Here is a 12,049-nt window from a genome sequence, read left to right as displayed (position 1 = left end):
CACAGCCGGCAGATCTTTACCTGTGGGAGCTGTCAGTTCAGCGGAAATGCGACTAGGCTCAGTGGTGTGACTGAAGAAATGATTCATACTGCCTACGATCCCGAATTCGACTTCCGGGATCTGCCTAAAGTTTCGCTACACGACCACCTTGACGGTGGCCTGCGCCCTCAGACGATCATTGATTTGGCCGCTGAGATTGGCCATGAGTTACCAGAGACCGAAGCTGAAGCTTTGGGTGAATGGTTCCGTGAATCGGCCGACTCCGGGTCGCTAACACGCTACCTGGAAACCTTCGAGCACACCGTAGCGGTCATGCAGACCCGCGATGCGCTGATCCGCGTTGCACGCGAATTCGTTGAAGATCTTGCCGAAGACGGCGTGATCTACGGTGAAGTGCGCTACGCACCTGAACAGCACCGCCGCGAAGGCCTGAGCCTGGACGACGTCGTTGACGCCATCCAGGAGGGCCTGGACCAGGCCTGCGAGAAGCTCAATGCCGAGGGCCATCCAATGCAGATCGGCCAGATTGTGTCCGCCATGCGCCACAGCGACCAGAGCGTGGAAATCGCGAAGCTGGCCTTGCGCCACCGCGGCCGCGGCGTCGTCGGTTTTGACATCGCCGGTGCCGAAGATGGCTTCCCGCCATCGAAAATGAAGGAAGCCTTCGACCTGCTGGCTGAAAACCTCTTCCCGACCACCGTGCACGCTGGCGAAGCAGCAGGCCTGGAATCCATCAAGGAAGCCATCCTGATCGGCCGCGCCCAGCGCCTGGGCCACGGCGTTCGGGTTGCCGAGGACATCGAAATTGAATTCGGTGCCATCGACGAGAACGGCGAAGAGCTCAGCGACGACACCGGCCTGGTATCGCTTGGCCCGGTGGCCAACTGGGTCCGCGAACGCGGCATCCCATTGGAAGTCTGCCCTTCCTCCAATCTGCAGACCGGTGCCACCGCCAAGTTCGGCGAGGGCATTACGAACCACCCGATCGACCTGCTGGTGCAGACCGGTTTCAACGTCACCATCTCGCCGGATAACCGCCTGATGTCGCAGACCACGATCTCGGATGAATTCGAGTTGCTCGTCGAAGCTTTCGACTACGACTTGGAAGATCTGCTGGATCTGACCTTGAACGCTGCTGAAGCTGCATTTGTCCCGCTGGAAATGCGTGAACTGCTCGTCGAGTACATCAACGACTACTACGACAACTTGCTTGATGACGAGGACTACGACGAGGACGAATACGAAAACGTCGCCGACTAGTTCCCAGTTGCTGTAAAAACTAGCGAAGCCGCCTCTTGCCATGCAATGGCAAGAGGCGGCTTCGCTATTTTTCGAACGCGAATCCTAGAACGGGTACTGCTTCTTGGTGGACTGCACACCGATCCAGTGGTCGGTGGTGAACTCCTCGATGGCCCATTCGCCGTTGAAACGGCCCAGACCCGAATTCTTCTCCCCGCCGAACATCACGTGCGGTTCATCGTTGACCGTGATGTCGTTGATATGGGTCATTCCTGCCTTGATGCCACGGGCAAAGGCAACGCCTTGTTCCAGATTCTGGGTGAACACCGCGGAGGACAAGCCGAACTCGGTGTCGTTGGCCAGTTCCAAGGCATGTGCCTGGCTCTCGGCCTTGGCAATGCCCACCACCGGTCCGAAGATCTCCTCGCGGAAGAGCTCCATCTGGCTGGTGACATCTGCGAAGACATGCGGCGAGACCACGCGGCCGTTGATGGACCCAGCAAGCACTTCTCGTGCGCCCTGGCTGCGGGCCGTTTTGATCTTGGTGCTGACCGATTCCAACTGGGCGTCGTTGATGATGGGACCCACAAGGTTTGCTGGATCTGCGGCATCGCCATAGCCGAGCTTATTGACCTGCTCGATGAACTTCTCGATGAATTCCTCGTAGACAGGTGCCTGGACGATGATGCGGTTGATAGCCATGCAGATCTGTCCTTGATGCAGGAACTTTCCCAGAGTCGCGGCCTTGGCAGCTTCCTCCAGATCGGCATCTTCCAGAACGACAAATGGTGCATTGCCGCCAAGCTCCAAGGCCACACGCTTCATGTGCTCGCCACTGACAGCAATTTTTCCGACGTTCTTGCCCACCGGGGTGGAGCCGGTGAAAGAGACCAGCGACGGGGTCTGATGGGCAACGAAGTAATCGCCGATCTCCGAACCGGAGCCAACCAGCGCGTTGAGCACGCCTTCGGGCAGGCCAGCCTCGGCGAAGGCCTTGGCCAAGACCAGGGCGCCGACCAACGGGGTATCCGAAGCCGGTTTGAGCACGACCGCATTGCCCAGGGCCAAAGCTGGTGCCACGGACCGAGCTGAAAGCAGCATCGGGAAGTTCCACGGGCTGATCACCGCCACGACACCGACCGGTTCGCGGTAGACCCGGTTCTCCTTGCCTTCGGCATTCGAGGGCAGGATCTTTCCGTGGACGCGGGTGGGGAAGGTGGCCGCTTCGCGAATCGCCGCGATGGTGCCGCCCAGTTCAATATTCGCCTTCAAGTGGGTAGAACCGGACTCGGCGATCAGCAGCGCGAGGATGCCATCGAAGTTGCCCTGCAGGTAATCGGCAGCCTGATTCAGGACCTTGGAACGCTTGGCGGGGGAGAGCGAGGCCCACCCGGGCTGGGACGTGGCGGCCGCTTGGTAGGCCGCATCGACATCCTCGGTTGAGGCTTGGCGGATCTCGGCTAAAAGCGAATCATCGAAAGGGTTGGTGGTGCGCAGCGTGGCATCAGAGCGGCCTTCAACCCACTGGCCGCCAATGAAGAGCGTGGCCGGAAGCTGCTCTAGGAACCGGAGTTTGGCGGTGCTTTGGACAGTCATTGGCATTCCTCACTTCGTCGGGATGAATTACGGCAATGCTAGCCCGAAAGGATCGGTGGTGGGGACTAATCGGCCGCTGGCTGAATACCTTGTTTCGGTAGCATGTTCCTATGCAGGAGAACAGAACGCAGCTAGAGCAGCTCAACGCCACCGTACGGACGCTTCGCAACAAATGCGCCTGGACCAATGCACTGACCCATGAGTCGCTGCGCACCTATCTCATTGAGGAAAGCTATGAGGTTCTTGACGCCATCGCTGAACAGAATCCTTCCCTCTTGAAGGAAGAACTGGGCGACCTGTACTTCCAGATCCTGTTGCACTCCCTGATCGCCGAAGAACACGGCCAATTCGGCTTGGAAGATGTGGCCGAAACGCTGAATGCGAAATTATTGCGCCGCAACCGGCATATTTTTGATGAGCAGGGACAGGTCCGCCAAGAGATCATTACGGATGTAGATGAGATTATCCGCGTATGGGATGCTGCCAAGCAGGCCGAACGCGCCGGCCAGCCGCGCAAGCGGAAGAATGCCGGTCTGCCTGCAGGGTTGCCGGCCCTGGCACTGGCGCAGAAACTGCTCGATCGCCATGCCAGAGCGGGATCCGAGCAGACTGCAACGGGGCTGGTTAGCCAGCAGCTGCGCGAGCGGGTTACCGATGAACGCTCGCTTGCGGCCGAACTCATGGCCCTGTCGGCGAGGGCTGAAGAACTGGGATTGGACGCTGAATCGGTGCTTCGTGCAGCCCTGGGCCAGCAGTACGGCGCGGAAACCGACGCAACAACATCGCGCAAATCACCTTTGAAGCGCTAGGCTAGAGACAGGCAATGGCGCCGACGGTCTTATCAGCGACCGCTGGTTGACCAGCCCTTAGACCACCCCTTTTCTACAAGGAGTCCATACTCATGGCATTGATTGACGCCATTCACGCGCGCGAAATCCTCGATTCCCGCGGCAATCCGACCGTTGAGGTCGAGGTCCTGCTATCTGACGGCTCGCACGGCCGCGCAGCTGTTCCTTCGGGTGCATCCACCGGTGCATTCGAAGCCGCTGAGCGTCGCGACGGCGACCAGGACCGTTACCTCGGCAAGGGCGTTTTGGGCGCTGTAGAGTCCGTGATTGAGGAAATCGCTGATGAGCTGGAGGGCCTTGACGCCACTGACCAGCGCGCCATCGACGCCGCCATGATTGAACTGGACGGCACCGCCAACAAGTCCAAGCTGGGCGCCAACGCCATCCTCGGCGTCTCCCTGGCAGTAGCAAATGCTGCCGCTGTGAGCGCCAACCTGCCACTGTACAAGTACCTGGGCGGCCCGAACGCACACGTACTGCCAGTGCCACTGATGAACATCCTCAACGGCGGTTCCCACGCCGACTCCGACGTGGACATCCAGGAATTCATGATCGCCCCTATCGGCGCACCGTCCTTCTCCGAGGGCCTGCGCTGGGGCGTTGAGGTTTACCACAACCTCAAGTCCGTACTGAAGGAAAAGAACCTGTCCACCGGCCTGGGCGATGAGGGCGGTTTCGCTCCGAACCTGCCAAGCAACCGTGCGGCACTGGAACTGATCACCGAGGCCATCAAGCGCGCCGGCTACACCCCGGGTGAAGACATTGCTCTTGCCTTGGACGTTGCTTCTTCCGAGTTCTACGAGAACGGCGCTTACCAGTTCGAAGGCAAGGCGCTGTCCGCTCAGGAAATGAGCGACTACTACGCAGGCCTGGTCGCTGACTTCCCATTGGTTTCCATCGAGGATCCACTGGATGAAGACGACTGGGATGGCTGGAAGACCCTGACCGACGCCATCGGCGACAAGGTGCAGCTGGTGGGCGACGACCTGTTCGTCACCAACCCGCAGCGTCTGGCCGACGGCATCGCCAAGGGCACCGCTAACTCGCTGCTGGTGAAGGTCAACCAGATCGGTACCCTGACCGAGACCATCGATGCAGTGACCATGGCGCAGCGCGCCGGTTACACCACCATCACCTCGCATCGTTCGGGTGAAACCGAAGATGTGACCATCGCTGACATCTGCGTGGCAACCAACGCCGGCCAGATCAAGACCGGTGCACCAGCTCGCTCCGAGCGCGTAGCCAAGTACAACCAGCTGCTGCGCATCGAAGAAGACCTGGGTGCTTCGGCACTCTACGCTGGCCGTAGCGCTTTCCCGCGTTTCAACAGCTAATTTTCAGTTGTAGCGAATAAGCTCGTCGGTAGTGGATACCGGCGAGCTTTTCGTTATTTAATGGAATTATCTTGCCTAATCCACGGCAACACCGCACGAGAAGCACCACGGGAATTGGGGGAGTATGGCTCAGCGTCCACCGCGAATGCCTCGCCGTAATACTCCGGATCCGGCAGAACAAAGCGCAGTAACCCCGGTTGATCAGGCGAAACCTGTTAACGCAGGGAATGAAGCTGAACCGGCTACCGATGCCCTGCATATTGTTGATCCGCAGAAACCGGTAAAGAAAGCTCCGAGAACAGCACGTCCAGAGACTCCTGCTGCTGGTGCGCCGAAGCCACGAAGTGCCAGCGTGAAGCCGAAAACCACGACACGCTCAACGTCAGATGCGTCACGCGGACCGAAAAAGTTTGAAGGCAATTACGCGCAGAAGCCCAAGGCTCCGCTGCGTGAAAGGGCCAAGGAAAAACAGAACGAACGCCGACGCGATGACCGGGTCAAATTCTCCGCCGCGGTACGCCGCAAACCGGGGCAGAAGCCGGTTGACAACAAACAGGTTCCCGAAGGCGAACCCATTGCTGCGCACCGTTTTTCCGGTCGGATCGCAGCGCTGATCGTGGTTCTCGCGTTCTTCGCCGTGATGCTTGTGCCTACCGTGAACTTCTACCGCACGCAAATGGCTGAGCTGAACGAATTGCATGCGTCGATTGAAGCGCTGGAGACCCAACGCGACGAGCTCAAAGCCGAGATTGCGCGCTGGGATGATCCCTTGTACATCAAGCAGCAAGCACGCGAGCGGATAAACTTGGTAATGCCCGGTGAAAAGCTCTACATGGTGGTCGGCGAACGCCCACAGGATGAAGAGACTTCCACCGAAGGCAACGGGAGCACCTTCGAGGTGCGCCAGGAACTTCCATGGGTTGATGCACTGCTCGACTCTGTCCGACGTTCTGCCACTGACTAACTACTTTTAAACCCGAAGAGACTTATAACCGTGACTGAACAGCCAATCCGCGAAGCCCTTGACGCCGCCGGACGAGTACCTAGCGAAGCCGATCTGGATACCCTCTCGCGCCAGCTGAACCGCCCAGTGCGCGACGTAGTTGAAATCGGTGCGCGCTGTGTTTGCGGCAACCCGCTGGTAGCAACCACAGCTCCACGCTTGTCTTCGGGAATTCCTTTCCCCACCACTTACTACCTGACTCACCCGGTAATCACTGCCGCTGTTTCTCGTTTGGAAGCAGCGGGCTTGATGAACGAGATGAATGAGAACCTGGGCGAAGACCCGCAGCTGGCACAGGCCTATGTTGCGGCGCACGAGTCGTACCTGGCCAACCGCGACGCCATCGGCGCACGTTCGGGCACCGGCGCCGTTCCGGAAATCGCAGGGGTCTCCGCCGGCGGCATGCCAACCCGCGTCAAGTGCCTGCACGTGCTGGTAGGCCATTCGCTGGCTGCCGGTGAAGGCGTGAACCCATTGGGCGACCAAGCATTGGAAGCAATCTCCCAGTGGTGGACCAAGGACAAGTGCTACTGCGTGGGCGCGTGGGATACCGAGTCTGCGGCTCCGAGCCGCGACCGTTCGCGCCATGTGAAGACCCAGGAAATGCAGGACCCTGCTGCCAAGCGTGCAGAACGCGCCCGCAAGCGTGCCCAGCGTGAAGCAGCCCAGGGCTCTGATCAGGATGATGCCTAATGCGCGTTGCCGGTATCGATTGCGGAACTAACTCCATCCGCCTGCTCATCGCTGACGTGGATGCTGAAGGCCAGCTTGTCGACGTGCTGCGCACCATGCGCATTGTCCGCTTGGGCCAGGGCGTAGACGCCACCGGGGCCTTCGCTCCCGAAGCCCTGGAACGCACCTTTGCCGCCACCCGCGAGTACAAGAAATTGTGCGATGAGCATCAGGTGCAGGCCATTCGCTTCGCGGCGACCTCGGCGGCACGCGACGCTTCGAATCGTGAACTTTTCTCTGCGCAGATTACCAAGATCCTGGGCGTAGCCCCAGAAGTGATCAGCGGTGAGGAAGAGGCATCCTTGTCCTTCACCGGGGCCGCTTCGGTCCGTGCCGGTCAAAGCGGCAAGAGCCTGGTGATCGACCTTGGCGGAGGATCTACCGAATTCGTGCTGGGCGACGAAACCGGCCCGCTGGCTGCCAAGAGCCTGGACATGGGCTGCGTTCGGGTTACCGAGCGTTTCCACCAAGCTGGACTGCGCTCTGATGCGGCACTGGATTTCATGGACAGCACCTTGGAAACCTTGACCGGTGCGGTGGACGTTTCACAGGTCGATGCCGTGATCATGGTGGCCGGGACGTTCACGACGCTCACAGCCCAGGCCCTGGGACTGAAGGCTTATGAGTCGGAAAAGATCCATGGAGCACAGCTGAGTTTTGCCCAAATGCGACAGGCAACTGACAGCATGCTCTCCTACACCCGTGAGGAGCGCGCATCGCTGGGCTTCATGCACCCTGGCCGTGTAGACGTGATTCAAGCAGGTGCAGCCATTGTGCAGCGCATCCTTTATTACCTGGAAAAGACCAGTGCGAACCGCGAGATGCTCTTGATTGCATCCGAGCACGATATCCTCGACGGAATCGCGGCCTCAGCTGCCGTTGCCTAATTTTGCCACCCAGCCACCGACCCAAGGAGTTGTCTTGAGCTCAGCTTTGCGCGCCAGGAAAAAGACAAGCATCTTCAAGTTCAGCACTGTGCTTGTGGTGGCGCTATTGGCATTTACCTCGCTCAGTATTGGTGCACCGGCCCATGCTGACAACATGCGTGAATCCGAGTACTGGCTGGATTCCCTCGGCGTGACCGAAGCGCATAAGACAACAAAGGGCGAAGGCGTTAAAGTCGCCATCATCGATACCGGTATTGATACTTCGCACCCTGATCTGAAGGGCGCCATTGTCGGGGGTACCGATATGTCCGGCTCTGGCGGAGAAAAGGGCAACAAGCCAATTGGCGTCATGAGTGAACATGGCACCTTGGTGGCCACCTTGCTGGCGGGACGCGGCAATAACAAGAGCGAAATCAACCGGGTTAAATCCGAAAACGAACGCTTGAAGACCGCGTGGGAGAAAGCCAAGAAGACTGCTGAGGACGACGACAAGGACATTCCCGAAGAACCTGAATACGAAAAGGTTCCGAAACTGACCCGTGGCAGTGATGGAGTGCTGGGTGTTGCCCCGGCAGCAGATCTGCTTTCTGTATCGCTGTGGATGGGCGAAGGCAATCCGTCCAAGATTCCAGTGGAAACCCAGATTCCGCGAGCGGTGAAATGGGCAGTGGATTCTGGTGCCAAAGTCATCAACATGTCTCTTGGCTCAACTAGCCCGGCGTGGCCAGAAAGCTGGGATGACGCTTTCAAATATGCAGAGGACCATGACGTGGTCATCGTTGCTGCGGCTGGCAACCGTTCTGGTGGCATGAGCCAGGTCGGTGCACCGGCAACTATCCCAGGAGTACTAACGGTCGCTGGCGTTGATGCCAGCGGCAAGGCTTCGCAGGATTCTTCGACAGAAGGCATTTCCATTGGTGTTGCCGCCCCTGCTGAGCAGCTGGTTGGCGGCTTGCCTGGCGATGGATATGCCCGCTGGTCCGGTACGTCTGGTGCCGCCCCGCTGGTAGCTGGAGTCGCTGCGTTGATCCGTTCCGAGTATCCGGATATGAAGGCTCCTGAGGTAATCAACCGAATCTTGAAGACTGCCAAGGATACCGGAGCTGCTGGCGTGGACAACCTCTACGGCTACGGAATTATTGATGCCAATGCGGCGCTGACCGCAAAAGTACCAGCCGTGACCAAGAACCCTTTGGGGACCATTGAAGAATGGATCCGCGTCCACCGCCGGAACACCGTGTCTCAGACCGAGACTCCGGCACCGGGGGTCTCCATGGAGAAATCGGACCTGAAGCAAGTCGCGGCCCCCAAGCCAGTTCTTCCTGATGGCAAGGCCCCTGTGCTGCAGCCGGTGCTCATCATCGGTGGAGGAGTGCTGCTGCTATTGGTGCTCGTTGCTGGTGGTACCCAAACGATGGTGCGCCGTCGACGTGAGCGGGCTACGGAAAACCTGGCCTCGGCTTCCCTGAGCTCCTTGGAAGTCCCAAAACAAGCTGAGGGGCGGGATCTGTTTGATGAGATTCCCGAAGAAGAGAAGTAAATAGCGTCCGAAGCGGGGTGGAAATTGAAGTTCCACTCCGCTTTTGCGTGCCTACCGATACTTAATTCGATAATGGGAGCTCAAACGTCTCAGTGCGAATCCTTCGCATATGGCCCAGACGTGACATACCGAACGGAAACACTTAGTGAATGTTTTCACTAACTCGGGAAATCCGCGTAGAATCAACAGTATGTCGATCATCGAATCCTCCCAGAAGCGTCCGCGCATTCTTATCGTTGGCGGTGGCTACGTAGGCCTGTACGTCGCGATGAAGTTGCAGAAGAAGGTCAAGGCACACGGCGGCATCGTCACCGTTGTCGACCCAAACCCATACATGACTTACCAGCCATTCCTCCCAGAAGTTGCCGGTGGCCAGATTGAACCACGCCACGTAGTGGTCTCGCACCGCCAGCACCTGAAGCACTCCGAACTGGTCAACGGCAGCGTGCTGAGCATCGACCATGCCAGCAAGAAGGCTGTTATTGCCCCAGTGAACGGCGAGCAGTTCGAGCTGGAATACACCGACATCGTGATGTCCGCTGGTGCGATCACCCGTACCTTCCCAATCACCGGTCTGGCTGAAACCGGCATTGGCCTGAAGACCATCGAAGAGGCCGTGGCCCTGCGCAACAAGGTTGCCGAGCGCATCGAGTCCGCTTCGAACATGACTGACCCAGTGGCACGCAAGCGCGCACTGACCTTCGTGGTTGTCGGTGGCGGCTTCGCCGGTATCGAAACCATCGCCGAGCTTGAAGATATGGCTCGTCACCTGATCGAGCTCAATGACCGCATCGACGCGAAGGAAGCACGCTTCGTTCTCGTTGAGGCAATGGGCCGCATCATGCCAGAAGTTACCGCCGAGCAGGCAGAGTGGGTTGTCGAGCACCTGCGCAGCCGCGGTATCGAGGTTCTGCTGAACACTTCGCTGAACAGCGCAGAAGAAGGCAACCTGGAACTGATCAACATGGCTGACAAGTCCCCAGCGGGCTCGTTCGGCGCCGACACCTTGATCTGGTGCGCTGGCGTTATGGCCAACCCAATGGTTCGCTCCACCGATTTCCCAATCGAGCAGCGCGGCCGCATCGAGACCCGCACCGACCTGCGCATCAAGGACGCCAACGGTGATCCACTGGAAGGCGCATGGGCAGCTGGCGATATTTCGGCAGTCAAGGACGTTACCGGCGGCCTGCCAGATGGCACCTGCGTTCCCAACGCACAGCACGCAGTACGCCAGGCTAAGCTCTTGGCAAAGAACCTGTATGCTGCCCGCTACGGCGTTGGCACCATCAAGGAATACAAGCACTCGAACCTCGGTGCAGTTGCAGGCTTCGGCCGCAACAAGGGCGTCGCCAAGGTCATGGGCCTGAAGCTCAAGGGCTGGCCAGCATGGATGGCACACCGCGGCTACCACGGCATGGCAATGCCAACCTTCGAGCGCAAGTTCCGCGTCGTAGGCGACTGGCTGGTTGCGCTGTTCTTCAAGCGCGACGCACTGCAGCTGAACAACCTCGAAGCACCACGCACTGCTTTCGAAGAGTCGGCCAAGCCAAAGAAGTAGGCACAGGCCTCAGATGATCGACTAGTGTGCGAGGGACCGAGAGATCGGTCCCTCGCACAATCATGTGGAGCGGATTTTCAATTTGCTTTCTCGATCGCGTAAGATTTGAGAGTCTTGCCCCTATGGTGGAATTGGCATACACGGCTGACTTAAAATCAGCTGCCGAAAGGCTTGTGGGTTCGAGTCCCACTGGGGGTACGGAATAAGACCGTTGCGGGTCCGGGGTGACCGGTCCGCGACGGTCTTTTCTCTTGCCGTGGAAGTGTGCAGGTTAGGCACAGCGCCGGTCGCTGGCCCTGTTGTTGGGCGAAACGGCGTGAATCGCGAAGCTGATACTGAAACTCTCAAGAATATCGCTCAGAGAGTATTTTTTTCTCGGATAATGGGCCGAATCATCCTTCTGACTGAGTGATTTCACAGCAACATTCAATAGGATTAAGCAAACGATCTTCTGCTAGCTACGTGCCAGCACCATCGCAACCTATAGGGGAATGACATTGGGCAACCCAATTTTTGGCTCCAGCAGCCGCTCTGATGCTTGGGGAACCAAGCCAGGAAGTCCTGTTGGATTCCGTGACACCGCAAATATGAGCGCAGACCAGCTGCAGCAGATGTACCAGCAGCCTGCTGCAACCAGCGCTGATACCGGCCGCATGACCATTGGCGGAACGATCAACAAGACCGCGATCTGCCTCGCCTTGGTTGTCATTGGCGCTGCAATTGGCTGGACCATTCCAGCCCTGATGCTGCCAGGTGCCCTGGTTGGATTTGTCCTCGGCTTGGTTAATGCTTTCAAGAAGCGCCCATCGCCGGTACTGATCCTCCTGTACGCAGCGGCGCAGGGTCTGTTCCTCGGTGGCCTTTCCGGTTTCCTGGAAAGCCAGGATAATCTTAAGGGCATCGCCGTCCAGGCTGTACTGGCGACCTTCTGTGTTGCTGGCGTTACCCTGGCGCTGTACCGCTCGGGCAAGTACCGCATGACTCCTAAGCTGAACAAGATGTTCATGATCGGCATGATCGGCCTGATCGCCTTCTCGCTGCTCAACATGGTTCTGATGCTCACCGGAGTTATCGACGGCATGTTCGGCATGCGCGGCGGCGTGCTCGGCCTGGTTATCGGTGTCGTTGCCGTTCTGCTTGCAACCTACGCTTTGGTTGCTGACTTCACCATGATCGAGGAACTCTCGAACCAGGGTGCTCCGGCCATTATGGCTTGGCGCGGTGCCTTCGGCCTGACCATGACCTTGATCTGGCTGTACACCGAGATCTTGCGTATCCTGGCTATCCTGCGTGGCGACGAGTAGTTCTACGC

The 12,049-nt window shown here is 58.6% G+C and carries 10 protein-coding genes and 1 tRNA gene; 10 read left to right on the top strand and 1 reads right to left on the bottom strand.

The genetic code is table 11. The features are described from left to right. Window positions 1-66 precede the first annotated feature (66 nt). Window positions 67-1,260, top strand: coding sequence for an adenosine deaminase (locus AB4Y71_RS07265; RefSeq protein ID WP_013348107.1), 1,194 nt, complete (start codon window positions 67-69; stop codon window positions 1,258-1,260). Window positions 1,261-1,344: 84 nt separating this feature from the next. On the opposite strand, the gene AB4Y71_RS07260 is transcribed toward AB4Y71_RS07265, so the two are convergent. Beyond that, entirely contained in the window at window positions 1,345-2,835 is a 1,491-nt protein-coding gene (locus tag AB4Y71_RS07260) for an aldehyde dehydrogenase family protein (protein ID WP_441719139.1), read from the bottom strand. 110 nt (window positions 2,836-2,945) lie between these two features. On the opposite strand from AB4Y71_RS07260, the gene AB4Y71_RS07255 reads away from it, so the two are divergent. The 9 genes from AB4Y71_RS07255 (at window position 2,946) to AB4Y71_RS07215 (ending at window position 12,041) form a co-directional block, all read left to right on the top strand. Further along, window positions 2,946-3,644: a MazG nucleotide pyrophosphohydrolase domain-containing protein gene (locus AB4Y71_RS07255; RefSeq protein ID WP_441719137.1), complete on the top strand. Its 699-nt coding sequence runs from the start codon at window positions 2,946-2,948 to the stop codon at window positions 3,642-3,644. Window positions 3,645-3,736: 92 nt separating this feature from the next. Beyond that, window positions 3,737-5,017 (top strand): phosphopyruvate hydratase, encoded by a 1,281-nt coding sequence (gene eno, locus AB4Y71_RS07250; RefSeq protein WP_013348110.1) that lies wholly within the window; start codon window positions 3,737-3,739, stop codon window positions 5,015-5,017. A 145-nt stretch (window positions 5,018-5,162) separates the two neighbouring features. Then, entirely contained in the window at window positions 5,163-5,981 is an 819-nt protein-coding gene (locus AB4Y71_RS07245) for an FtsB family cell division protein (RefSeq protein ID WP_134780753.1), read from the top strand. A 30-nt stretch (window positions 5,982-6,011) separates the two neighbouring features. Next, window positions 6,012-6,713: a DUF501 domain-containing protein gene (locus tag AB4Y71_RS07240; protein ID WP_441719134.1), complete on the top strand. Its 702-nt coding sequence runs from the start codon at window positions 6,012-6,014 to the stop codon at window positions 6,711-6,713. Then, window positions 6,713-7,639, top strand: a complete 927-nt coding sequence (locus AB4Y71_RS07235; RefSeq protein ID WP_441719131.1) for a Ppx/GppA phosphatase family protein — start codon at window positions 6,713-6,715, stop codon at window positions 7,637-7,639. Before AB4Y71_RS07240 ends, AB4Y71_RS07235 begins: the two co-directional genes overlap by 1 nt. Window positions 7,640-7,673: 34 nt before the next feature. Further along, entirely contained in the window at window positions 7,674-9,179 is a 1,506-nt protein-coding gene (locus AB4Y71_RS07230; RefSeq protein ID WP_013348114.1) for a S8 family serine peptidase, read from the top strand. A 190-nt stretch (window positions 9,180-9,369) separates the two neighbouring features. After that, window positions 9,370-10,737, top strand: coding sequence for an NAD(P)/FAD-dependent oxidoreductase (locus tag AB4Y71_RS07225; RefSeq protein ID WP_013348115.1), 1,368 nt, complete (start codon window positions 9,370-9,372; stop codon window positions 10,735-10,737). 116 nt (window positions 10,738-10,853) lie between these two features. After that, a tRNA-Leu gene (locus AB4Y71_RS07220) sits at window positions 10,854-10,935 on the top strand. A gap of 299 nt (window positions 10,936-11,234) precedes the next feature. Continuing rightward, a complete protein-coding gene (locus AB4Y71_RS07215; RefSeq protein ID WP_441719128.1) occupies window positions 11,235-12,041 on the top strand; it encodes a Bax inhibitor-1/YccA family protein in 807 nt (268 codons plus the stop codon). Window positions 12,042-12,049: the final 8 nt, after the last annotated feature.

The sequence above is a fragment of the Glutamicibacter sp. MCAF14 genome, assembly GCF_052114325.1.
Classification (GTDB): Bacteria; Actinomycetota; Actinomycetes; order Actinomycetales; family Micrococcaceae; genus Glutamicibacter; species Glutamicibacter arilaitensis.
The sequence above is the reverse complement of the archived record's forward strand: the minus strand, read 5'-3'. Positions and strand labels throughout refer to the sequence as shown.

Excerpts from the sequence above, each read along its gene's own strand:
- eno (WP_013348110.1), top strand. The coding sequence starts at position 3,737 with ATGGCATTGATTGACGCCATTCACGCGCGCGAAATCCTCGATTCCCGC.
- AB4Y71_RS07235 (WP_441719131.1), top strand. The coding sequence starts at position 6,713 with ATGCGCGTTGCCGGTATCGATTGCGGAACTAACTCCATCCGCCTGCTC.
- AB4Y71_RS07260 (WP_441719139.1), bottom strand. The coding sequence starts at position 2,835 with ATGACTGTCCAAAGCACCGCCAAACTCCGGTTCCTAGAGCAGCTTCCG.
- AB4Y71_RS07245 (WP_134780753.1), top strand. The coding sequence starts at position 5,163 with ATGCCTCGCCGTAATACTCCGGATCCGGCAGAACAAAGCGCAGTAACC.
- AB4Y71_RS07225 (WP_013348115.1), top strand. The coding sequence starts at position 9,370 with ATGTCGATCATCGAATCCTCCCAGAAGCGTCCGCGCATTCTTATCGTT.
- AB4Y71_RS07255 (WP_441719137.1), top strand. The coding sequence starts at position 2,946 with ATGCAGGAGAACAGAACGCAGCTAGAGCAGCTCAACGCCACCGTACGG.